The sequence below is a fragment of the Candidatus Zixiibacteriota bacterium genome (assembly GCA_029860345.1).
Classification (GTDB): domain Bacteria; phylum Zixibacteria; class MSB-5A5; order GN15; family FEB-12; genus JAJRTA01.
The window spans coordinates 1-24,101 of the sequence record JAOUBJ010000012.1 but is presented as its reverse complement, the minus strand read 5'-3'; the positions used below and the strand labels follow the sequence as shown (position 1 = coordinate 24,101).

Genomic DNA, 24,101 nt, shown 5'->3' with positions numbered 1-24,101 from the left:
ACATTGCACCATGTCCTCTGGATACCCAGGGCAAGCCCTGAGCCACCGGGCCAGTACGTCATGATGCTCTGCCGCGATAGCAACATAACCCTGGTTGGGGCCCCGGACAATCCGATACCGGTCTCGGCGTTCGGTTTGATTTTTGGGCGCAGGAGTTTCTCAGGTTTCCTTAATTGGAGGCCTCGCCGAGACGCAGGAGATGTTGAACTTCTGCAATGAAGCTTACATACGGCGACTTGGCACTCCACCGGATGGCTGGTGGTCGCTGTGTTTCTGATACCTGACGATATCGTGCTTTTTTGTGGACATCATCGATCCAATGTTTTACCCTAAAGGCTGATACGCCAATGGAAAAACCTGAACTATGAACGACGTACTTTTTGCTTTAGGTCTTACAGTGTTCGCCGGCATGGCCACCGGTATCGGTAGCGCTATAGCCTTTTTTGCTAAACGGACCAATTACCGGTTTTTATCCGTAGCCACTGGATTCTCGGCCGGTGTGATGATCTACGTATCGTTCGTGGAGATCTTCATAAAAGGTGCCGATGCCCTGGTTGAGAGTTATGGGGAGTATTGGGGACACTGGGTGAATGTGGCCTCGTTTTTTGGCGGCATCCTGCTGATTGGGATTATCGACAACCTGATTCCGTCTGCCGACAACCCGCACGAGATGCACTCCGAAGCGGAGACAGCGCCTTTGCAGGATAGCACTGCACCCTTGCCCGACTTTGACAAGCTGGCCGAAGAAACTCACGGCAGTCCGGGTGGAGATTCTCACATTCACGGCGGTCGGGAGCGTAAGTTACTGCGAATGGGGTTGTTCACTGCACTTGCAATCGGCATTCACAATTTCCCCGAAGGTTTAGCAACGTTTCTTGCCGCTCTGGAAGACCCAACACTCGGCCTGGCGATTGCCATAGCCATTGCCCTCCACAATATCCCCGAAGGAGTAAGCGTATCGGTGCCGATCTTCTATGCTACCGGCGACCGCAAGAAGGCCTTTGTCTACTCAATGCTTAGTGGTCTGGCCGAACCGGTTGGAGCGATAGTGGCCTATCTGATAATCGTGTTCCTGGTTGGCGGTGAATCCGGTGTCGTACCGCCAGAGGTGATGGGTATACTGTTTGGTGGCGTAGCGGGGATAATGGTCTATATCAGTCTCGACGAACTGTTGCCGACCAGCCGCGCTTATGGTAAGGGGCATGACTCCCTCTTCGGGCTTCTGGCAGGTATGGCGGTGATGGCTCTAAGTTTGCTTCTCATGAAGTAGTACATCCACGTCGGTGTCCTCGCACGGATGGTGGGGTGTGGGTAAAACTCCTGGAAGCTGTTGCGATCGGGCGCTCCACTGCTTGCGGTGGGATTAGTTGAAGAGTATACTGCTCCACCAGTTGGATACCACCGCCTTTGCGAAACTCTCGATGTATTGTGTCTTAGTGACATGAGAGTAACCTACGCCAAGAGGCGGAGCACTTTGCGTAGCGCGGATGCGGTTGAATACGAGACATTGCGACATTCACTTTGGAAACCCAGGGCAAGCCCTGGGCCACCCGACGGCTATTGAAAAGGGGAACTGAATTGAGAAAGAAAATACTTGATGCAGTGGACCCTATCATTATCCGGGTCATGTCCGCATATGGTGTTGTCTTCATCTACTTTGCCGGGTGCCCCGCCGCTGCCGAGGGGATCTGTCAGAGAGTACACTACGACAACGGCTGATACTTCCGCCTTTGTAAAATCTCCGACGTATAGTATCTTGCGTATATGAGCGTAACTCGATACTTACTCACAGCCATGCTGTCTCTGCCTGCAATCACCATTGTGGGCAACTCCGCCCGCAGCCAACCTGCAGACAGCGGCCAAGTATGGTTCGGACCGGCCATGGGAAGCGCCGACATGCTCGTGTTATTCACCAACCCAAACCAGTGGGATTCGGCCAGATCAAGAATCGATGTCTTTCAGTTTCTCACGCACCATGTCAACTCATGGCCATGCATGGGTGGCCTGTGCAACGATAACATTCTTGACAGTTTTGCCCAGGTTGAGGCGTTCACCAGATTGGATGAATGGGGAATTGATATCTGCATCGAAGGAGCGGGTATCCTACCGCAAACGCCTTATGGAACGCCGGTCGATTGTAGTCTGGAGATGCAAACCGCTGCGCAGAATGCTTTCAACTGGACAGTCGATGCAATTGTCAATGTGCAGGCCAATGGGGGAACAGTCCGCTATATTGCCATAGATGAACCAATCAGAAGATGGTATTCCCCCATCTACCCTCCTTCAGGCGGCCCTGAGTGTAAGACCGAAAGTTTAGCTGAAATCGCCGCCATGGTTGCGGACTTTATCACAATGATGAACAACGCAGCTCCCTCTATCATTGTTGGGCAGATCATTCTCTATCCCGAGGTGGATGTTGAAGGGATCAAAACTTATGTGGCAGAGTTGGAAAACCTGGGTATTAATCTTCCGTTCATACATCTGGATGTGCATGGGCTCAGAATTATCGACTATGCGGGACCAGTCTATGGAAGAGTGACCCTTGCCCAGGCAAAGGCAGATATGCTGGAGCTCGAAACTTTTTGTCACGCCCATAACATATCCTTCGCCCCCATCTTGATTGATCTTTCGTTCAACACGCAACTCTGGGAATATGGGCAGTACACTGATGAAGTCTATTACGTGGGCGCGATTGACTGGATTAACGAGGTCAATTCAGCAATCGGTCAGCCGGATCATCTTGTCTTTGAGAGTTGGGCAATGCCGCAGTATTCAGACACCAACCTTGTGAGTGTGATAACCCCTGTCAACCTTCCGGAAAATGACACCTCTGTTTTCAGCCATACACGCATAATCAATGAGGGTCTGGCCATTTTTGATCCTACTCCACCTTGTTGCTGCGATTTGGCCGGTGATACTAATGATGATGGTGCTGTGGACATCGCCGATTTGGTCTTCCTTGTCGACTTCATGTTCAGTGCAGGGCAAGCCCCGCCTTGCCATCATGCAGCGGACATGGATGCCGGCGGTGGGATAGACATCAGCGATCTGGTTATCCTCGTAGACTATATGTTTGTTGGTGGCTCTGCGCCGATCTGCGGATGTGTTCAGTAGGTAAGCCTGCAATCCGCTTTGTTGCCTTTGGAGATTCCCCCCACCTCTATCAACAAATAAAAGAAACCGCCGGTGAGGGGGCTTTGTTGTTTATGGCAAAGAAATGAGGAGATACAATATGGCTACCATTCTGTTTGTTCGAGTAAAATCAGAGCTTGACGAAAAAGAACTTGAACGTCGACTACTGGAACGCAAACCACAATTCCACGACATCCCTGGACTGGCACAAAAAGTCTATGGCAAAGATGAAACCACTGGCGAGATGTGTGGAATCTACTTCTTTGAGACAAAAGAGGCGTTGGCCAAATTCCGTGAATCTGAACTGGCGCAAACGATACCCACCGCCTACGAAGCCACAGAAATTCGCCGAGAGGTCTATGAGGTGCTCTATCCCTTACGACCGGATCGCGGGCCGTTAACTGATTGGAACGAGTAATCGGAGTTCTGTGCGGCTTAAAGCGCCACGACAATTCCTGTGTAACGAAGACGGCTGTGTAAAAAACGGTCACAATCTGGCCACAATAGGGTGTAACTCCTTGCGCCACAAGGCGAGTATGGAAATCAGCCGGGCGGCACCTGTTCGCACCCGCCGACATTTGGATAACTCGTGACTATACAATAGCTTATAGGTCGATCGGTGGTGTAATGCTCCCCCCGACGATGAATTACTTGCGAATATACGGAACTTTTTGTATATACGATACGTTTGGTATATTAACTCGAAAGGATAATGATGCAAGAAGTTCATTTCATAGAGCAGGCTGAAGAGGCCTCGGAAGTTCTTAAGCCGGCCAGAATCGAAATCTTGTCGCGACTTTCTCGGCCGAGAACCTGTCCGGAACTGGCCAAGGAACTTGGAATGACCACCCAAAAAGTGAACTACCACATGAAAGTACTCAAGCTGGCAGGGTTGGTGCACCTGGTGGATGAACGGCGCAAAAGAGGGACGATGGAGGGAGTCTATCAAGCGGTAGCGAAATCTTTCTGGTTCTCTCCGCGGCTGGTCACCCAACTGGGTGATCGTGCACGAACAAGGGACCAGGCTAGCCTTGCCTATCTCATGCAGCTCGCTGAGGATTTGCAGGTTGATATCGGCCACATGATCGAGCGGGAAGGATCGGCGTTGACGCCTTCGCTTGGGGTAAACGCGCAAATACAGTTGAGTGACGAGAATGACCGGGCCCGGTTTCTGAATGAGATCAAAGAGATCTTCTCACATCTGGCTCAGAAGTACGGTGGCTCAGTTGAGAGTACGCACAACGATGATGACAGCTATCGTCTAATGCTTGCCTGTTACTCGCCCTTAAAAGAAAAAGAAGGTGATCAGAATAAGGAGAATGAAAATGGCTGAACTGAATCTTGGAATCGATATCAAGGCCTCAGTTGAAAAGGTCTACCTGGCGCTGACCGATCCGAGGGCTTTGACGAACTGGTTTGCCGAGCACACCGACGTCTCAATAGAGGATAGCCGTTATGATTTCTGGGGTCGGTCCACGCCGGATAACCCGAGTCGTGAACAGGGCTGTCACAGACTGATTCGTGTGATTCCAGAGAAACTGCTCGAGTTTGAGTGGCGTTTGCGTGACATCGACTCGATCGTCCAATACGAGTTACATACCAGTTCTCCAGGCTGTGTGCTGACGATGTATCATCGTGACTTCCCCCAGTCCAGACCCAACCAGAGCAGCATAGGAGACTTCTGGTCGCACGCGCTGGAAGGATTACGACACTGGCTGGAGAGAGGCCGAGCCTATCAACTTCTCGATTATTCGCAGGTTCAAAAGGGCGACGTTCGTGTCTCTGTCGAAATCGACGCGGTACCGTCAATGGTGTTCCGCGCGCTCACCGATGCGACTCAGATGGAGCGCTGGATAGGTAGCAAAGGCGCAATCGATCCCAAACCCGGCGGCAAAATCGACTTTGGCTGGGGAATGGGACCGATCAAGATACTGGAGATTGTACCCGACGCGAAGCTCGCCTACTCTTGGCAATGGGAAGGTGAGCCGGAGACAATCGCAACCTGGACTCTCGGCGGATCGGGTGGAAAGACGCGCGTGACGATTGTCCAAAGTGGATTTGCTCCCGATCGCGACAACGAAGACTACTTCATCGGGTGGTCCAAGTTTGCAGCACGCCTGAAAACAATGCTCGAAGAGGGACCTGATTGGAGTCGGGCAAAAGTATATGCCAATGAAGAGCGAACAGAAGCCACGACTACAACGATCGATCCAATACCTTCTCGCGATAAAGGAGAGTAACATGACGGAACTACTTGACTGCAAAATCAAACAGAGAACTTTCATCGCCGCTTCACCCGAAAAGGTGTACGACACTATTACGAGCGCCAAGAGTTGGGATGAGTTCTTTACGACCGGTATGGAGTTGGACCCTCAGCCGGGCGGAGTCTGTTCATTCAGTTGGAAGGACTGGGGTCCCGACCACTACACTTTGAAAGTCCCCGGCAAGGTGATCGAAGCGAACCGGCCGGAGCTCTTTGTCTTTCGGTGGGGGAGCGAAGGAAGAGAAACCACGATCCGCATCGAGCTGACAATCGCGGACAAAGGAACAGTAGTCACGCTCTCCGAGGATGGTTACAAAGACACACCGAAAGGCCGCGCTATGATACTGGAGTGTGCTTCCGGATGGGGCGAAGCCATGACCCTCTTGAAATTCTATATGGAGCACGGTATCGTTTACAACAGTGCGATTAACACCGCAAGTATCTGACCATTAATGAAAGGTAGTTTTGCCATGTCTGAAAATAAGAAACTGCAATTGCCGGAGGGCATATATAAGATCGAGAAGAGCATATTCATTGCCGCTCCCAGAGAGAAAGTGTTTGAAGCCATTACTGACTCCGAACATTGGAACAAGTACTTTACCACCGGGATGGAGCTCGATCCCAGGCCCGGGGGAGTGTGTAACTTCAAATGGAAAAACTGGGGGCCCGACCTGGACAATCATGAATCACCGGGCCACGTGCTGGAGATTGATCCACCACGGCGGTTTGCCTTTGAGTGGGGACGTCCGGGTGAGAAGACAACAGCGCAATTGGACCTTAAAACAAAACACGATGGCACGGTGCTATCGCTTTTTGAAGACGGATACCTGGAAACCGCTGAAGGTCTCAAGTCCATCTTGGAATGCTCCGCGCACTGGGGGGAACTTCTTGCGCTCATAAAATTCTACGTAGAGGATGGCATAACCTACCGGTCGCCTGAAGTCGGAGTTGCGAATTGAAGGAGATTTACCATTGCTTGCACATAAGTGCGCACCTGCAAGAAATCTATTCGGCGCTAACCGACAAGGAGGGACTGGCCGGCTGGTGGACTAAAGACGTCGATGTAGAGGGAACGCCCGGCAGTGTATCAACATTCCGTTTCGCATCCGGTGCTTTCAACCAAATGAAGATAGTACTGCTTGAACCGACCAGGGTTTGTTGGGAATGTGTTGATGGCCACACCGAGTGGATCGGAACTCATGTTTTGTTTGAGCTGAGCCAGGATGATGAGGGTGTTAGAGTATGCTTTTCTCATTACGGTTTCAGAGAACAGACCGAATATGTTGGGGCATGCAGCTTTCACTGGGCGTACTACCTGACGAGTCTTCAAAAGTACTGCGAAACCGGCCAGGGAACACCAAACGAGGGAGCATAGCTATCCGTTATGACGTGGGGCCTTTGTTGGAAGGTCCCTTCTTGGTTGCAGAAATTAGTGGCCAAAACAGAAACTTGGTGCAGAGATTGGCACGATGCAAAGATGGGCATCAGCCGGGAAGAACCTGTTCGACTCCCTCAACTCCACCATGCTGCACATGGAACCGGGCTCCTACCGACCGTTTCGAGTCGGCGGTTCAAACTTGTGTTTTACCGCTATCGGCGTTAAATTCACCACCAACTGGACCTCCCATGAAGATGAATCATTGGGAGAGTTGCGCCAAATTGATCGCGAAACGTAAAACGAAAAAAGTAGAACGTAAAACGGAAAGGAGTCACACAATGGGTGACAAGGGTGGTAAGAAAGACAAGGCAAAAAGTCAGAAACAAAAGAAAAACAAGGACCAACAAAAGCAACAGAAGAAACAGGATAGGCAACAGAAAAAGACTCCCTGAGACAGTTCTGAACTGTCAAGAGACGATCGCCACTTGGTCACAACGGATACTCCCTCGTGATCCCCGGACGGTCGTCTTTCCAAAGATCGTACAAGGGGTCGTTAACAGGTTCAGGTCACGCCAGTAACAGAACCGGCTGAGTTGTATCATCTGCCGCCCCAGCTTGGACTCGCCGTCGATGCATCCGGCCAGATGTGTCTGATTGGTCAGGTCAACCAGGCGGACAGACTCGGTCGTTCCCCAGAACAGATGTCGCCGGCCCGACCGGACGGTGAACGGAGAGAATCCACCTACCGTATCTTTCGACATTGAAGGGTGCCATCGAACTGGGGATTGAAGACCATTCGGTCTCACCGGAGATGGATGCTCACCTGCCCACCCATACTGTTATATGGAATCCCGCACATGCCCTGAGAGACCCGGCCGGGTTCCTACCTGGGGCCAAATACGTTCTTTGCCCCCAGAAAGAAAACAACGAGACCGGTTAGACCCACACCAACGCGCATGTTCTTATATAGATCATATATGTTGAACTGAAGATGGTGTACCTGATCTAATTCTATCTCAACCGGTCTCCCTCTCTTCGAAGTGCCTGCCAGCAGTTCTTTTGATGGATCATATTTCCCCCCATGCTTATCGAAATGTACCACGTCCCAGTAAGCCGATGTAACAGGGTCGATCCGGTTCTGCGGCATCTCCATTGCGTTATCTCTGGACACTACCAGATCCTCTGGGGACGCGTATCGTGCCGCCAGGTCAACCCCATTCACCTGAACGAAGAGAATGTCTTCGAAGGCTACTTCAATGTACGTGCTTTCCCGGGCAACCCCTGTCACGATTCTCCTCTTCGAATCCAGGCTCCCGCCCAGACTGTCGAAAGCTATTACCTGCGGTGCCGCTTTTTCTGCAAGGCTGGAATCCGGTGTTGACTCCTGGTTATCACCGACCGACGAATCAGGTGGAGAAAGCGTAACACCGGCGATTTTTGCAGGAACGACCGCCATAACAAACGTCTTCTCCTGACTTGCATTGATCTCCTCGGGGAAAATGTTCACTTTGGTGGCACAACCTCCCATACATACAAGACAGATACCGAGGACCATAGTGCACATAAGACGAACTGTCATGGAGCTTCCTTTCAAACGATCTGTGCTTCCGGAGTCAGGGTTCGCACAACGGGTTGTCGGTTCGAATCACAGAGGAGGATAGTAAACAAAAGTGCCAAGCCACCGGTCGACACCTCCTGCTACCGTCTTCCGAGCGGAAGTCCTACCGAAATCGAAAACGTGTTATTCCGCAGGTCTAACGCTTGCTCTTTCTCCAGGTCAAAAAGCGGAATCTCGCCTCGTGGGACTGAGTACATCTCGCCGGTTGTCCCCAGCACGCCGTTGAGGCCGGCGGCATACCGGACATCTATCGTAAAACGCCGGGCGCCAAAACCGAGGGCGCCGCCTACAACTATTGAGAAATCCAGTCTCTTCAGATTGCCGAGGTGGCCGTCGAATGAGCCGCTACTCAATGATGTGTTGCCCGATACGGTATAGCTGCCTTGGTTCCTGCCGGTGAGACCAATGCCCAGCGATGGGCCGACGAACAGGCTCGGCCGAACAGCCTTATTACCGGGAAAAGGCAACTGCAGGAGTATCGGGATTTCCAGGTAGGTCAGTTTGGCCGTTTCGATAAAATCAATTCTTCCGCCGAAAACCTGCATGCCTACTTCTCTGCGAAAGCCCTTGGTGCTGACCAGCAGTTCCGCCTGAATGGCCAGTTTTTGGTGGAGGTGCAGGGTCAAGAAACCTCCGAAGAGAGTTCCCACCTTCGGACTCGCGTCGGCTCCCCGACCAATGTGTCCGGACATATTGGAGAAGTTGATACCCGCCTTTACGCCTTTGTCGATCATCGTTTTTGCATGTAAGGGGACAATCGTAAACAGCACGGTTGTCATCAATACCAACAGGGTGTTGAAGGAACGCGTAACTGTGCAAACTCTCGCTGTCTTGTTCGACTTCAAGACTAATCTCTCCACCTTTGCTTGACTGTTAGAATACAAAATCATGTGGCAGAAGAAAAGGCGAAAAATCAAAAAACCGGTTACAGCTATGTCTATATGCTTTTCGATAACAGACCTTCTCCTCAATCAAAGCTTACCTTGATTTCGTTATGTTCATTTCGTAACTTGACCATGAAGATACGATGGACAAGGACATTTCTGACATCTATGCTTAACCTCTAAGAGATACGCCGCATCGCTAAAAATGGAGCTTCCTGTGACATCCAAAAGTTTCAAGCTTTCGACGTTGCTTCTTTTGCCGGTTGTTTTGTTGATAACGGTGGTTTCCTGCAACGATAATCCCACGGAACCGGTCCAGGGCGCGTGGAAACGGCAAGTGTCAGGGTCAACCAACTCCCTGAACGGAGTCTGGGGAACGTCGGCGCACAATGTTTATGCGGTGGGTGACGGTGGCACAATTCTCCACTATGACGGCGTGACCTGGTCCGAAATGAATAGCGGAACGACAATAGCCCTTGAGAGTATATGGGGTAGTTCCGGCAGTAATATTTTCGCCGTGGGACCCGGCAACATTATACTTCATTACGACGGCACGGAGTGGACAACCATGGCCAGCGGAGTATCAATGAATCTTGCCGATGTCCACGGCACCTCGGCTTCCAGTGTTTACGCAGTCGGCAACGGCGGCACCGTTCTGCATTTCGATGGACATGGTTGGAGTCGGATTACAAGTGAAACGACCCAAAACCTGTACGCGGTTTGGAGCTCGCGAGATTATGTCCACCCGTCCGTGTCTCAGTCGTTACTCACTGTTTTCGCGGCCGGGTGGTCCGGCGTTCGTCACTACGACGGCGAGCAATGGACAGGAATAAGTGGGATTGACAGGAGCATGGGCGTTTGGGGCGCCAAGTGGAACGACGTTTTTGTCACAACGACCAGTGGCAGTGTTCTTCACTACAATGGGTACACTATCCGAAACGAATGGGGCAAGCTGTCCACCGGATATCTTATGGATATATGGGGAACTTCCGGTGAGGATGTTTTCGCAGTCGGGTTTGGAGGTACTATTTTCCACTATGACGGAACCAAGTGGAGCTCCATGAGCACTGGTACCTCGGGAGTTCTTCACAGCGTTTGGGGTAGTGCCGGAGACGATGTCTTCGCGGTCGGCTCCGATGGCACCATCGTTCACTACGGCCCCCAATAAAACTGCTGCGGCCGGGATAGGTGAGCGACAGCAGACGGGTGGTCCATCTGCTTGCGGCGGAGCGGGTCTCCGGGCAAGAGTTACGAAACATGATGGCATGATTTACGGGTGCGGGACTGGGATTACTTTCTGTTTGGCCCGGGCCACCCGCACCATTCGATTCGAGCCCACTGAACGGTTACAAAGGAGAACGAATTGTCAAACAGATCGGAGATTCTCCAACAACGGGTCCGGAGTATCATGCCGGACCTGGAAGTCGAACGGTTTGAGATAAACAACGATGGATTGGTGAACGATGTCGTAATCGTCAATGGATTGTACGTCTTTAGATTTGCCAAGAAAAAGGAATATGCCAAAACTCTGAAAGTCGAATCGAGAATCCTCGACCTTATTCGGTCCCATGTCTCAGTGAATGTCCCAACACCCCTATACCATGATGAAGAGTGTGTTGTCTACCCCTTCCTCGATGGTGAGCCGCTTTTACAAGAGAGAATCATGGCTTTGAAGGAGAGCACCAAGAAGCAAATCTCAGAAGAACTGGGTAAGTTCCTTTTCAGCCTGCATACCATTGATATTTCTGGGGCAAAAGAGAAACCGCCACCCACGCTGGCGCCGGTAACCCGCCAGAGATGGCTGGATATTCACAGCAGAGTGAAAGAAACAGTCTACCCGCTGCTCTGGAAACACCAGGTGAACTGGGCCGAACATCTGCTCAACAGTATGCTTGAGAATCCTCAGTCGTTCGAGTACAACCCGAGTTTGATTCACGGCGATCTTAGACCATACCACATTCTGATAGACAGTCAAAGCTGCAAGGTGACGGGCGTGATCGATTTCGGCGTCGCCGGAATTGGGGACCCGGCCTCAGATTTAGGCACCTTGATAAACAGTTACGGCGAGAGTTTCGTAAGCAAGATGAAAAACTCTTATCCCAGCCTGGAAGAGTATTTGCCGAGAGCGAGGTTTTACGCACAGTCGATCGAATTACACTGGGTGTTATTGGGCCTTGAGTTGGGAGAGAACTTCTGGTTCGCTGCCCACCTGGGCTGCGCCAGAGACCTGCGTTCATAGCGTCTGATCGGTCACTGGCCCACCCCCGCTTGTGCTTGGTGGGTCACCAGACAAGTTTTACGAATCACAATGACATGATAGACAGATGCGAGACAAGGACGGATATTCGTTTAGTGCAATGGTACATCCAACCCCAGCGGCCTGCTGACAAAGCCTCTGCGCCGCAGGTGCTGTCAGGTGACTCGCCCGACAGCCAGTGGGTCGGATGGCAGGTGTCGGGTGGGGTCGCCCAACACCACCCGCGTCCGACGAACATTGGTGTTCCTCCGATTTACGCACATTAAGATACACTGTAGTGTCTATGAATCGCTTGACACACCGGGGAGAAAAGCTTATGATGCAGTCAAGAATCGGATTTTAACACTTTTTGCAGGGGTGTTGTAGTTGAGAAAAGGGTTCAATATAGTTTTGGCCATGTGTTTGCTGGTACTTCTATGCTCCACAGGCACCTTCTCCAAGGAAACTGACACGATTGCCGTTTACGTGCTTATCGATGTGTCCGAGACAATTACTGAATACGGCGTAGAGGACTATTTGGATCAAGCTGTAAAACCGACGATGTATCTTCCACTCAAAAAGGGAGATTATGTGTTTGTTGCCGTCTTTGGGATGTATCCACTAAAGGTTCTATCTAGCGAGATTATGTATGAGGGGTACGAGACGACCTTGTATGCTGACCTCAAGGACAGTGTGGATCGAATTCTTGACGACAGACAAGAAAGAAGAATCTTTGGCGACCTCTCCAAATATACGATCTTCAGGTGCGCTACCTACTGTGCAATCGTAGATGGCTTTTTACCTCGGAGCAAAACAAACCTGGATAAGAAGAATGTACTTATGCTGATAAGCGATGGAATAGCTGACATTGGTGCTGAGGAGTCGTTATGGAAAAAGATGCCACCAGTATCAGAGGCCTTCCGTCAGCTAGAGAATCTACCGGATGGCGGTGAGTGGTTTGTAATCACTGTTGGTTTCCCCAAAGACACGCTCGTCAACACGGACTCGAACCATTATGCTTGCTACACGGAATTTCCCTTGGACAAAACTGACTTGGCAAATCTGAAAAAGACAATCGCGGGGTTTAGGCAGGAAGGTGAACCGCCTACGCCACCGCCTCCCCCTGATCCGTTTCCGTGGAAAGACACCGGAGACATGTTTCGTGATGTTGTACAAGTGGTTGGAGCGCTGGCTTCAATTCTCGGCCTCTACCTTGGCTGGAGAACTTTCCGGAGGCTCGAACGCAAACTCAACCTAGTCCTGGCTCGGGCTTGACTAGCTGATTATTAGACAGTGGACAATTCAGAGTGTGGTTGAATACTGTGAACATCCGGAAAACTCAACCGTGAATTAGTTCAGAGGTATGCCGATAACTATGTTAAGACCAGTTCAAAGTGGTCCCGAAAAAATGACACCTGACCGGGAATAATAATTATGGACGCAGACTGGATAAGGTACATTCTTGCAGCGGTTAGCCTGATTTGTGGTGCTGGCTCTTATTGGTACTTCAGAAAGAGCAGCAAGATCAGCCGCACGTTGACGGCGGCCGGGGAACAAACCACTGTGGCCACGGGCACTCCTACTCCCAAACCCGCTGGCACCGAGGCTACCATTCCCGACGACCCCACTGGTCCATAGATATGTCGAAAAAGTGCACTCGAAGGAATGTGTCGTGTGCCTTCGGAACACAGTAACGAAACCTACCAGTGCGTTGCATCTGACCGCTAGTCTACTGCGTTTCACCACAGTTGGTTTGGTAAGCACCGAAACAGCACGTGGAGAAACTCCCACTACCACAACGTGAATATGAGCGTTAACCAAGCCGCGCCTGTTTGATCCTCGTAACTCCACCATTGATTTACCGGGTGCATTGACCTTTCTTAAACCAAAAGAACACTCATAGGAATTCGTATGAAGAAATACCCGTTCGTGCCGCTGAGTGAATATATCGAGTACCCCGAAGATGAGATGCTTAGCCGCTCCCAAGAGTTTTACGAGAACGTAAAAAGACGCCGCACAGTCAGACAGTTTTCTGGTCGAGCCGTACCGCGGGAGATCATCGAAAACTCTGTCCGTGCCGCTGGAACTGCGCCCAGTGGCGCCAATATGCAGCCGTGGCATTTTGTCATCGTGTCGACTCCTGAGATGAAGAAAGAGATTCGTGAAGCTGCAGAAATTGTCGAGAAAGACTTCTACACTCGCCGTGCCCCCCAGTCCTGGCTTGATGCCCTGGCGCCGCTTGGCACCGATGACGATAAATCGTATATCGAAGACGCGCCTTATCTGATCGTTGTATTCAGCGTCCGTCATACTTTTGACAAAGAGGGAAACAAGGTCAGGAACTACTACCAGACACCTTCGGTGGGAATTGCTACCGGGATTCTGATTACGGCGCTGCACAACGCGGGCCTGGCTACTCTCACCCACACTCCCAGCCCGATGGCCTTTCTCAGGGACCTGCTTGGCCGCCCCGAAACCGAGACACCTTTCCTGATGGTCGTGGCCGGCTATCCCAAAGATGGCGCCACCGTTCCGGACATCGGCAAGAAACCGCTGGACGATATAGCTACTTTTGTCTGAGATGAATACATAAACATGAGTGGAACAAAGAGAACTCTTTGACCAGCTTGGCGACTCCTCGGATCTGAGGGCAAACCCTGGGGCATACTCGCATGAGTTTAGGTTGCAATAAGGAGTGGATTGACTTCTTTTTATCAACAGAACATTCTTGGATAGAAGATTAAGGCCGGCGGCGACAAAGGATCAGCAGTTGCATCACGACAACACAACCAACATTTCTCCCCAGCGACGGTACGACATAGACTGGCTCCGGACCGTGGCTTTGGGTTTGCTCATTGTCTATCATATTGTAATCAGTTTCCAACCCTGGGCGAAGAGTATCAACTTTATCCAGAACGACCAAACACTGACATGGCTTTGGGTCCCCATGTCCATGCTCAACGTGTGGCGCATTCCGATTCTCTTCATGGTCTCCGGCATGGGTGCTCGTTTTGCCATGGAGCGCCGCAGTTGGTGGCAGTTTCTTGTGGATCGATCTGTTAGGATCGCGATTCCCCTTATCTTTGGCATCTTCTTCATCTGCCCTATCACCACTTATGTACTGCGAAGCTACTACGATATGGAGACCGGCTACGAGCCCAACGCCGGGCATCTGTGGTTTCTAATAAACATTCTCTGTTACGTTACATATTTCATAGGGATTCAGTGGGCTCTGAAGGAGTATCCGGATAACGTCATACTTCGCTTTATGTCGAGATGGCTCCGAAGGCCATGGATGATCTACGCTGCTGCTCTCCCTCTCATGCTGGAGGCATGGATACTGAATCCTGAGCACTTTGCCCTCTACCCAACACCCCACGGACACTTCCTAGGCGCAGTTTGCTTCGTTACGGGATACGCTTTCGTGTCGCTGGGGGATGTCTTCTGGTCAGCGGTGAAGAGGACTCGCTGGAGCAGCCTGGTGATGGCTTCAGTCGTTTTCGGGATCCGGCTGTTTGCATACACGTTCGAAGGCGTTCCCAGTTACCTGGTCGCTTTCGAGTCTATGTGCTGGATGCTAGCTCTTCTCGGGTTTGCTTCGGCATACCTCAACAAGCCGTCCAACACACTCACCTATTTCAGCAAGGCTGTCTACCCTGTTTATATAATCCATTTCCCCATACAGTATGCCATCTCGTACTATCTCGTCCCGCTTTCTCTGCCGGCAATTCTGAAACTGGGAATTCTGCTGATAGGAACTTTCGGCGTTTGCCTGTTGGTTTACGAGTTCATCCTCCGCAGATTGAAGTGGATCCGACCCCTGTTCGGCATGAAGCTGAGCGGAGGATGAGGTATATGATAGTCAGGCGAAGACTATGGACAGCTTTTTGTCTGGCTCGGGGGCTTCATCTAATCCCAGGGCAAGCCCTGGGGCACCCGCAAACCGTGCACCCCGGTCTCTACGACATTGGTATCCAGTAAGAAATCTTGACCGCCACCATGTCAACTCCGTCGCCGGAAAAACCATCAAAGAGCGACCCGGCGCGAACCAACCGACCGGGATCGATACTATCGGTCATACTTCTCTGCCAGACAAAATAGGCGGTGCTTCCCGGTGAAAACTCCCAGCGCAAAACCATACTGCTTCTGAACGAACGACCGCCATAATCATCATCGGTCGGGAAGGCATCATAAGGATCGTTGTCATCAGACGGATTCCGGGAGTCAAGATACTTGCTGCCCGGCTCTCTGAGAGTGCCATAGTTGTAGTAATGTCCACTTGAGGCAAACGGCTGGGCGTAAAGTTCAAGGGACAGATTGGGACCAAAGAAATAGCTGCCGCGCACATGCATGACCAGTTGACTTTGCTTCAGATTGGAAAACACATAGTCGGTCTGACTGTTCAAGTTGTTCCACGCCGTTCCGATAAACTGCCTTTTGGAGTCGACTACTTCGTAGGAGGGCGACATTGATAGCCTTATCCGATCACCTATCCGCGACGACAGTTGACCGCCTACTCTCCAACCATATCCACCCAGTTCATTGCGCGCGTACCAGCCGTTGATATTATAAGTGGTCACGGCGTTGAAGTTGTTGGCAACAAAACCAGACAACGACCAACTGTCGGGGGAACCGGCCAGGGGACCGCCGCGAGTCATGGCGTCATCCAGGCCACCGAAATTATAACTGTACGATGCTTCGGTCATCCAGTAGTTGAGCCATTGGCCGTTAAAAGATGCACGCAGGCTGGACCATTGCCTGACCTTGTCAAAGTTCCATCCACTGTTTCCATTCAGTTCGATTCGGTAGTTTCTGAAATACTTACCCGGCCGCGTCTCCCGGTAGGTAAGTTCCGCCCACGAGTCTATATCATCGGCAGCATTCAGAATACCGGCATCATTCAAGTCGAGATCGGGCGACTCGACTGCTGCACCGATTTCCCACAGCCAATGCTCACCTCCGTTCTTCTCGAATCCAAGACTGAAGATTGAACCGGTAAGGGACTCTCGATCATAGCCAACTTCGACATGATCTGCGTCCGGCCGCTGAAAATAATGAGCGCTGTTCAACTGCCTGCCCAGGATCGCGTTCTTAGATCCGCGGATTGTACTAAACCCGGCGTTGCCATAGAGAGCATAGGTTCGGTCCTTAAACTGTAGTAGCCAGTCAAGCCCCCCCGAAAATGCCTGTTTGGTCAAAAGCTCAGCCAGTGGATCGGCATCGTCCATATCACGAGCCAGGCCGGTCAAAATCAACCCGGCTGTAGAACCGCCTTCACCAAGGTCCTTCTTGACTCTGATCACGCCATGGATTGTTCTTGGCTCGACTTTGGTTGAGTGAGTTTCCGCAAAGCTGGTGTCGATACCTGCAATTGTCGAATCCACATTATAAGTGGTATCTTCACTATACAAATTGTGCACTTCCGCTTCTTCTGCATCCGTCACAGCAATCAAACCGCCAATAGAAGTTCCGGACTTAAGCCGCCCGGTCACTTTGGCCGCACCCAGAATGGTCGTATTACTGGGATACTTCACAAAATCGCCATCCGCTTCTCCGTGCGGGCGGGCGCCTATCCTTCGGGAATAAAACCAGTTCGGACCGATTGCAGAAAACAGATCGCTTCCTTCGGTAAAGAACGGCCTTTTTTCTGCAAAGAAGGTCTCATACGCCGAAAGATTCACCACTGCCGGGTCAGCTTCAACCTGCCCAAAATCGGGATTAAAAGTAGCGTCAAGAGTGAGGTTCGGACCCAGACCCATTTTGAGATCACCACCGAGTCGACCCTTAAATACCGAGCCGTCGTCATACGGATCACCGGGAGAATAGTTGTTCGTGAATTGTCCATCGGAAGCCGCATACGGCATGAGTTCCAACCGACGGGAAGGTTTTATACCCTCGATTCCAACCAGATTACCAAAACGAGAAGCCCACCCAGTCTCACTGGGCAGAACCGGCACCCAGAAAACATCCTCCGTAGTATATGGAATCCAGCGGTTGATATTGATCCCCCATGTCTGCACATCGGTATTGTTAAACCGCAATTGCGATATTGGTATCCTGAATTCGGCAAGCCAGCTTTTGTCGTCAACCGATGTCCGCACCTCCCAGACCGCGTCCCACGAAAAATCCGAGTGCTGAGTATCGTCCGAACTGTACCGATCAAACCGCACTCCGGCGGTTGTCACGCCAAAGCCGTATGATGTCCGCCGGTCAAGGTATGTATCGAGTGTGATGATTATCTGTTCCCCCAACCCGCGATCATCTCGGCGCGAGAGGTCCTTTCTGAGATTCTCAGGATCGTCAACATACATCCTGGCTCCGATGTACACTGCCTCGTCATCATAAACGATAGCCACTTCGGTAGCGTTGGACGGCTCACCATACTCAACGGGAAGCACCTGCAAAAAATCGGCAACAAACTTGGCCTGCTTCCAGGCAGCATCATCCAAACGACCGTCAATATCAATCGACCCGTTCGGCACACGAACGGCGGTCATTTCTTTTCGCTTTTTTTGTGATGTAGTTTGTTTGTCCTGGGCCCCAGCGGAAGAAACAGCTACCACGACAAACATGACTGTGACAAGCAGGCGAGTGAGTGAACGAACTTTCATTGGAACTCCGGAGATTCAGTGACAATTGGCATCCACAACCTATCGAGTGTACATCTTCAGACAACCTGGTCAAAAAGTGTTGAAATCTAATCAATAGTTGGTACTACGGCAATTTCCTTTTTGTAGTTTCACCGGTGGCCCGTTCAGTTGGGGAATGTTGAAGAAGCTCCACCTGTCGTCGTTCTTAAGTTGTGTCGGGTCTTGGGCCCCGCAGAATGCGGGGGTTGTGACCCAACACGCGATACAGGTGGTGTTGGGCCACCTCGCCCGACACCTGCATTGCTACTAAAAAGCCGTCAGGCGAGTCGCTTGACAGCGCCTGTAGTCGGACATGGGTGGCGCGTCTCACGAATCCGCTGGCTAGAGTATGCAAGACCCACCTCAATCCAACATAGAGACCTTGTCAACAATCCTCATGCGGATAATCTCCGTGAAAAATCACAATTGATAATATTTCGATAGACAGGAGTGGGATATGAGTACATATTTGTTCAACTCAGGTATTCATCCAAACCCAGGACAAGCCCTGAGGCACCCGACATGACGAACGAAAGGACGCCAATGGACTTCAAACAGCGAGTTCCCTTAGGCAGGACAGGACTGATGGTCAGCCGGATCGGGTTAGCCTCAGGCTATGGCGTACCCGCCGCCGCCATCGAGAAGGCGTTTCACGAGTACGGCGTCAACTACTTCTACGTTTCCCCCATGCTCAACCTGAGCAACATGGTGGAGGCCACCCGCAACCTGTCCGCCAGCCATCGTGATGAGCTGTGTATCGTGCTGGCTCGGCCGTATCTCGGCGGTTTCGGGGGGCTCCGTCTGGAGAGCTTCGTCGAGCGCTGGTTGAAGAAGCTCAAACTCGACTGGGTTGATCTACTGTTACAAGACCTGCGACCGCCCCTGAGCCAAAGGCTCACCGACCGAGTAGACCGACTCAGAGACAACGGCAAAGTACGCTTCGTGGGCATGTCCAGCCACAAGCGGCCTCTCTTCGGCAGGGTCGCCAGCGGAGAGGCGAAGGCACCGGCGGACTTTTTTCACGTTCGCTATAACGCCGTGCACACAGGGGCCGAGCATGATGTCTTTCCACACCTGCCACGGGAAGACCGTCCGGGGATCGTGATCTTCACCGCCACCTGCTGGCGCAAGCTGCTCAAACCCAAACTCATGCCGGCCGGCCATCACCCGTTGACCGCTGCCGACTGCTACCGCTTCGTTCTCTCCCATCCCGACGTGAACGTCTGTGTCACCGGCCCCTCCACCGCAGCGCAGATGGAGGACAACCTCAAGGTGCTAAACGCAGGGCCCCTTAACGACGAGGACATGGACCGCGTCCGACGCATCGGCAAGCACATCTACGGGAAGGAGTAGAGAAGAGAATCTTCAGGACGCTATCAGAATGTCTACTATCCCGGGGCGAGTTCTGGCGCACCCGGCAATCATCCCAAACAGTCCGTGAGCCGCGCACCTCGTGATCAGTGTATCTATTGGTTCGAGACTCCTCTTGTTAAACTATAGATGAGAACAGCTACCTGGAGTACGACTATAGTCCAGTAAACAAACTGAAAAGATCGCTTAATAGTTTTGTGTCGAAATATCCTCTGCCCGGCAAGTACTGCTGGGCTACCTCCAAGGAATGCGAGTAAATACAGAACGATCTCCGGAACTCTGAGACCGGCCCTACCGGCGATATATTTGTCATAACCGTACAGTATGAATGTGACAACATTGATCGACAGCAAGTACGCAAGTAGTTCGCTCCAACCGCGGAAAGTCAGCCCTACCGTAGCGATCAGGATGGTCAGTGATGCAATGCCGGCGTACAGCAAGACGGGAGATATCTGATGCCTTCCGGGAACCACATTGTAGGCAGATGGTCCTTTGTCCTTCCATTCAACCTCGAATTCAACACTCTGCCCGACGGAAAGAGGCAACTTGCCTCGTATCGAGTTGATATGGACATGAGCATCCCTGTCAAGGTCCTTCGAGCGTATGAACCCGTACTCTTCTTCATCATTGAAATAGACAACAACGCCCTTCATCTCCGAATCGCTCTACTGATGGTGAACGAACTAGCGTGGCGATGCACCGCTCCCACGTCCGCTGAAGCATCTTTTTCGGCCATTATAAGTCCTTTTCTGAGGGTCTAAACACAATCACCGGAACTGGGTGGCCCAACCCCGCCGGGCTTGTTGATAAACCCACGGACTCGTCATTGCGAGGTGTCCGCCGCGGCGGACGTACCGTGGCAATCTCAATTCGTTGGGCGGCACACGGTATGAGATTGCCGCGCTTCTCCGCCCCGCCTGCGACGGGGATCGCTCGCAATGACGCCAAGCGGGACTTCTTCAACGTGCCCCGCCGGGGCGGGGCGGGTTGACAAACTCCAGAAGCCGTCAGGTGACCTGCGTCGCAGTGTTGGTGCTGTCAGGCGACTCGCCTGACGGTCGTCGGGTTGGCCGGACTAACCGATCACGCAACGCCTCCTCATGAACATAATAGCCAGGATGGACAACACGAGAATCAGGGTAACGAAGCTCCAGACAGAGAGTGAGGGTACCAGCGGCACACCTGAATTGCAGCCATCACAATCTCGCGGCAGAGCCAATTCACCAAATGTCCCGACTACTACTTGCCCCTGGGCATAGTCTTCCAAACAAGGCGATTCACACTGGACGTTTACACCTGGCCTGACATTACTGGTCACGCCACCGACAAGGCAAATCAGACCGCCGCCGCCGGACCCACCTGATCCAGCGTTCTCGATTCCTTGTCCGCCCTCGCCACCATTGGCCAGGATCATTCCCTGACCTTCGATCGATATCTCGTTTGGTGCGACCAAGAAGACAACACCGCCGCCACCACCACCACCGCCGCCGACACCAGCGTCGCTTCCGCCGCCACCGCCGCCGCCGCTACTCCCGCTCACTTTTCCATCTTGAAATCCCGCACCGGTGCCGTTGCCACCGTTACCGGCAAATCCATTCCCGAATGGAGTCGACGCCTTAGAACAACTATTCTTATAGCCACCTCCGCCGCCGCCACCACCGCCGCTTGCGTATCCATACGGCCAGCCTGAACCGCCACTTCCGCCATTGCCACCATCCGTATTCCCGCATCCGCCGGCGCCACCCCCACCGCCGCCGCCTCCACCAGCCACGAGGAAGTTATGTCCGGGATTTCCGGAGCCTCCCATCGGGGATCCACCGTTTCCGCCAGCCCCACCTGAACCCACGACCCAGGGACAGATATACGTTCCCCCTGTACCACCGGTAGAAGCGACGCCGGAATTACCACTATTTAGCCACCCGCCGCCACCGCCGCCGCCGCCGCCTGTTCCATTCAGGTCTCCGCCGGCTCCGTCTCCACCGTCCGCAAGGACACCAGCGCCACCCCCGCCACCGCCACCGCCACCGCCGACTCCGGTGGCTCCCGGCGGCTTGGCCCCGGAGGAACCGCTGCCACCTCCCCCGCAAGGGTCTGTAGAACCGTCACCGCCCGTTCCGCCTTGGCCGTCGACTCCCCCATCACCACCGTCGGCGCCTCCACTAATCCCATTTCCACCGTTGCCGCCTGCTCTAGATCCTTGTCCCTCAAGTCCGGGGGCGCCAGCTTGACCCGAAGCATCAAGGATGCCACCAATACTGATGGAGTTCGCTTGGATCAAAAGTGGACGAGAACCAACCACCTTAAGGTGTCCACCGGGTAGTATATCAAATGTTTCAGCGCTCAGTCGGAACAAGTTCGGTGTCCCACGCTGCAGCTGGACGTTCTTCTGCAACTCGGGATACCCGGTGAGAGTCATCCTGTCTGTATCCAGCGTCGCCGGACTACTGATTTGTATGCTCTGGTCCAGCTTCGCGTGCGCACCAGAGCTTTGATGGACACCACGTACCGTTCCATACCCGATGCTGATGACGCAAAAGGTGAAGATCACCCTCAAAGCGATTCTGCGATTCGATCCCATGGCTACTCCTCCTCTGGGAAACACAGTTTTAGGGCTGTTCTTTTGGTATTACTTGGACAAAGTATACAGTCTCGTCAACGCAATGTCAATTCGGTCGTAACCAAAACCTTTGATCGCTGTACACTTTCATAGAACGTGGATAGATGACCGGCAAGAGTGTCACGTTGGCTTATGGCAAACTCATCCTTGAGATCGACGGATGACGTCCCGGCCTGAATGGGTGGGTTACATGGCAGAGGTTACCATCAACGATGGCATGATAGTCAAACGCGGAACTTGAACAACTTTATGTCCGGCTTAGGGAATGATTGAATTTCAGATGCAGAACATCTTGACACACGCCATTCACTTGGACGGCTCCAGGTACTCCTTCAGGCGTTGACCAATAAAATACTCCCAACCGCCGATGCAGCTCTCTCTTGTGAATTCAGGAACATCCTCAGAAAAGCTCTCCAGCACATTGACTGTCAGCCTTAGCTTAGTAGAGTTCTCCTGTTCGAACAACTCGAATTCAACGAAGGCATCTCCCTGGTAATTATCGTACTTCCAAGTGTATGCTATCTTTTTCAACGGCACCACTTCAGTAACTCTCCAAATATGCAGGAAATCTCTGCCTTCACTCGTGACATTGAATTGAGTTTCAAAACCCACTTCGGCTTTGAAGACCGGGATATTCTCAAAGTACCACTGCCGCATCAGGTCGATCTCGGTAATTGCTTTCCACACGGTGTCAACGGTCGCGTTAAACGTCTGTTCTACCACAACTGGTTCATCATTCACTCTCATACTTCCTCCGGGATGTTTGGTTACAGACGCCGTCACTTAGGAACGTTGTGTCGGCTTCTCAGCCGTAACCACATTGGACACCATACGCCCCATTGTAATTCCATCCGGACTCAGCTCATTTAGAAGACCGGTAAACGTCTCTCGGAATTGGTTCTGTCGTTCATCGGGCAGTTCCTTGAGTTTCGGTCCAATCGGTGTGGAGTAAGATACTTTTATCGCCTGGGCAATTCCGCCGTCGAGAACCAAATCCATCTCTTGTCGGTCAAGCTGCACATTTACGAATCCAGCCGACTCGAAGTGAGGGGGCAGTTCCGATCCCGGCATGACATCAAAGGGTATACGCATCATGTCGGCTATCGCAGGCTCCCTGATGTCCTCCAGCGCTCTGCAAATGGCTCCGAAAAACTGACACTCCGCCACCGGGCGCCAGGTTGTAGCGACGACTTCTCCCCCCCCACGCAGGACCCTGTAGATTTCCCCAACGGCGGCGCCTCGGTCCGGAAAAAACTGGAACCCCTGTTGACAGACGACGAAGTCAAGCGAGTCGCTGGTGAGTTCCAAAGGATGGGCGGAACATTCAATAAACTCAACAGCCGGTGTTGAACCGGCGCATCGTTTCTGAGCTAAGGAAAGCATCTCGCCGTTGATGTCCACCCCGAACACTTCGCCGTCGGGACCTACATGTTCCGAAAGTCGTTGCGCCACCACACCGGTTCCTGTGGCCAGGTCCAGAACGCTTCGGCCTGCCCACGGTTGGTTTTCCTCGATCAGGCGATCCGCCCAGGGCACGAAGAGAATCGGTACCAGCCTGCTGTCGTAGCCGTGTGCGACGGAGGAATCGCCAAAACTAAACTCTTTTGCTTCGTTCATATAAGGCTCCATGTTGGTTTCCTTCATTTCTGTGAAGATAACACAATAATGGACCGCTTGACAAGAATAATATGGATACGGCCACTCCATTTTCTACCAGGGCGCAACGCCGGAAACGGTCACCATTTGGACAACATACGGTGTCAGCCCTGGTGCAACAATCCGACCATGGGTGTTACGGCGTCTCTTTGTCGGTATTGTTTATTGGTGGCTGGATGAAAGCCAGAGGGTGTCATGGTACTTCCCTTGTTTGAAAACAGCAAAAGTCGGCGCCACCTCGCGCAAACACCAATAGACCAAACTGTCATCAAGTGAAAGAACAAAGGTCTGCGCATCCTCCGTCATTATCACCGCCT

23 protein-coding genes and 1 pseudogene are annotated in these 24,101 nt (G+C 52.2%); 16 read left to right on the top strand and 8 right to left on the bottom strand.

Going from position 1 to position 24,101, the window contains the following annotated elements; translation table 11 throughout:
• Nucleotides 1–54 precede the first annotated feature (54 nt).
• The 10 genes and pseudogenes from OEV49_12360 (at nt 55) to OEV49_12315 (ending at nt 7,071) form a co-directional block, all read left to right on the top strand.
• Nucleotides 55–214 (top strand): annotated as a pseudogene (locus OEV49_12360) (NAD(P)-dependent alcohol dehydrogenase).
• Nucleotides 215–364: 150 nt separating this feature from the next.
• On the top strand, nt 365–1,270 hold the full coding sequence (gene zupT / locus OEV49_12355; GenBank protein ID MDH3891868.1) for a zinc transporter ZupT: 906 nt from the start codon (nt 365–367) through the stop codon (nt 1,268–1,270).
• Nucleotides 1,271–1,764: 494 nt separating this feature from the next.
• Nucleotides 1,765–3,114, top strand: coding sequence for a hypothetical protein (locus OEV49_12350; GenBank protein MDH3891867.1), 1,350 nt, complete (start codon nt 1,765–1,767; stop codon nt 3,112–3,114).
• Between the two features lie 118 nt (nt 3,115–3,232).
• Complete coding sequence (locus OEV49_12345) at nt 3,233–3,550, top strand: YdhR family protein (GenBank protein MDH3891866.1); 318 nt, start codon at nt 3,233–3,235, stop codon at nt 3,548–3,550.
• A 294-nt stretch (nt 3,551–3,844) separates the two neighbouring features.
• Nucleotides 3,845–4,465 (top strand): helix-turn-helix domain-containing protein, encoded by a 621-nt coding sequence (locus tag OEV49_12340; GenBank protein ID MDH3891865.1) that lies wholly within the window; start codon nt 3,845–3,847, stop codon nt 4,463–4,465.
• The gene (locus tag OEV49_12335) at nt 4,458–5,372 is read left to right on the top strand and encodes an SRPBCC domain-containing protein (GenBank protein MDH3891864.1); all 915 of its coding nucleotides are present in this window, start codon (nt 4,458–4,460) and stop codon (nt 5,370–5,372) included. The genes OEV49_12340 and OEV49_12335 overlap by 8 nt, the downstream gene beginning before the upstream one ends.
• A gap of 1 nt (nt 5,373) precedes the next feature.
• Nucleotides 5,374–5,841 (top strand): SRPBCC domain-containing protein, encoded by a 468-nt coding sequence (locus OEV49_12330; GenBank protein MDH3891863.1) that lies wholly within the window; start codon nt 5,374–5,376, stop codon nt 5,839–5,841.
• A 24-nt stretch (nt 5,842–5,865) separates the two neighbouring features.
• A complete protein-coding gene (locus tag OEV49_12325; GenBank protein ID MDH3891862.1) occupies nt 5,866–6,354 on the top strand; it encodes an SRPBCC domain-containing protein in 489 nt (162 codons plus the stop codon).
• Nucleotides 6,351–6,770: an SRPBCC domain-containing protein gene (locus OEV49_12320; protein ID MDH3891861.1), complete on the top strand. Its 420-nt coding sequence runs from the start codon at nt 6,351–6,353 to the stop codon at nt 6,768–6,770. The genes OEV49_12325 and OEV49_12320 overlap by 4 nt, the downstream gene beginning before the upstream one ends.
• Nucleotides 6,771–6,864: 94 nt before the next feature.
• A complete protein-coding gene (locus tag OEV49_12315; GenBank protein ID MDH3891860.1) occupies nt 6,865–7,071 on the top strand; it encodes a hypothetical protein in 207 nt (68 codons plus the stop codon).
• A gap of 169 nt (nt 7,072–7,240) precedes the next feature.
• On the opposite strand, the gene OEV49_12310 is transcribed toward OEV49_12315, so the two are convergent.
• The 3 genes from OEV49_12310 to OEV49_12300 form a co-directional block, all read right to left on the bottom strand.
• A complete protein-coding gene (locus OEV49_12310) occupies nt 7,241–7,534 on the bottom strand; it encodes a hypothetical protein (protein ID MDH3891859.1) in 294 nt (97 codons plus the stop codon).
• A 122-nt stretch (nt 7,535–7,656) separates the two neighbouring features.
• Nucleotides 7,657–8,352: a hypothetical protein gene (locus OEV49_12305; GenBank protein ID MDH3891858.1), complete on the bottom strand. Its 696-nt coding sequence runs from the start codon at nt 8,350–8,352 to the stop codon at nt 7,657–7,659.
• A gap of 119 nt (nt 8,353–8,471) precedes the next feature.
• Nucleotides 8,472–9,236, bottom strand: coding sequence for a PorT family protein (locus tag OEV49_12300; protein ID MDH3891857.1), 765 nt, complete (start codon nt 9,234–9,236; stop codon nt 8,472–8,474).
• A gap of 256 nt (nt 9,237–9,492) precedes the next feature.
• Here OEV49_12300 and OEV49_12295 point away from each other — a divergent pair, with 256 nt between their 5' ends.
• The 5 genes from OEV49_12295 (at nt 9,493) to OEV49_12275 (ending at nt 15,361) form a co-directional block, all read left to right on the top strand.
• Nucleotides 9,493–10,443 (top strand): hypothetical protein, encoded by a 951-nt coding sequence (locus OEV49_12295; GenBank protein ID MDH3891856.1) that lies wholly within the window; start codon nt 9,493–9,495, stop codon nt 10,441–10,443.
• Nucleotides 10,444–10,638: 195 nt separating this feature from the next.
• Complete coding sequence (locus tag OEV49_12290) at nt 10,639–11,514, top strand: phosphotransferase (GenBank protein ID MDH3891855.1); 876 nt, start codon at nt 10,639–10,641, stop codon at nt 11,512–11,514.
• Between the two features lie 384 nt (nt 11,515–11,898).
• Nucleotides 11,899–12,786, top strand: coding sequence for a hypothetical protein (locus OEV49_12285; protein MDH3891854.1), 888 nt, complete (start codon nt 11,899–11,901; stop codon nt 12,784–12,786).
• A 636-nt stretch (nt 12,787–13,422) separates the two neighbouring features.
• A complete protein-coding gene (locus tag OEV49_12280) occupies nt 13,423–14,091 on the top strand; it encodes a nitroreductase family protein (GenBank protein ID MDH3891853.1) in 669 nt (222 codons plus the stop codon).
• A gap of 190 nt (nt 14,092–14,281) precedes the next feature.
• Nucleotides 14,282–15,361 carry an acyltransferase family protein gene (locus OEV49_12275; GenBank protein MDH3891852.1) on the top strand — a complete coding sequence of 360 codons (1,080 nt, stop codon included), beginning with the start codon at nt 14,282–14,284 and terminating at the stop codon, nt 15,359–15,361.
• Nucleotides 15,362–15,470: 109 nt separating this feature from the next.
• Here OEV49_12275 and OEV49_12270 read toward each other — a convergent pair whose 3' ends face one another.
• Nucleotides 15,471–18,122, bottom strand: a complete 2,652-nt coding sequence (locus OEV49_12270; protein ID MDH3891851.1) for a carbohydrate binding family 9 domain-containing protein — start codon at nt 18,120–18,122, stop codon at nt 15,471–15,473.
• A 603-nt stretch (nt 18,123–18,725) separates the two neighbouring features.
• Here OEV49_12270 and OEV49_12265 point away from each other — a divergent pair.
• Nucleotides 18,726–19,493: an aldo/keto reductase gene (locus tag OEV49_12265; GenBank protein MDH3891850.1), complete on the top strand. Its 768-nt coding sequence runs from the start codon at nt 18,726–18,728 to the stop codon at nt 19,491–19,493.
• A 113-nt stretch (nt 19,494–19,606) separates the two neighbouring features.
• Here the strand turns inward: OEV49_12265 and OEV49_12260 are convergent, their stop codons facing one another.
• The 4 genes from OEV49_12260 to OEV49_12245 all read right to left on the bottom strand — a co-directional run bounded on the left by OEV49_12260 (nt 19,607) and on the right by OEV49_12245 (nt 23,745).
• Entirely contained in the window at nt 19,607–20,164 is a 558-nt protein-coding gene (locus OEV49_12260) for a cold shock and DUF1294 domain-containing protein (GenBank protein ID MDH3891849.1), read from the bottom strand.
• 422 nt (nt 20,165–20,586) lie between these two features.
• Nucleotides 20,587–22,089, bottom strand: coding sequence for a hypothetical protein (locus OEV49_12255; protein MDH3891848.1), 1,503 nt, complete (start codon nt 22,087–22,089; stop codon nt 20,587–20,589).
• Between the two features lie 345 nt (nt 22,090–22,434).
• Complete coding sequence (locus tag OEV49_12250) at nt 22,435–22,875, bottom strand: SRPBCC domain-containing protein (GenBank protein ID MDH3891847.1); 441 nt, start codon at nt 22,873–22,875, stop codon at nt 22,435–22,437.
• Nucleotides 22,876–22,911: 36 nt separating this feature from the next.
• Nucleotides 22,912–23,745 (bottom strand): class I SAM-dependent methyltransferase, encoded by an 834-nt coding sequence (locus OEV49_12245; protein MDH3891846.1) that lies wholly within the window; start codon nt 23,743–23,745, stop codon nt 22,912–22,914.
• Between the last annotated feature and the right edge of the window lie 356 nt (nt 23,746–24,101).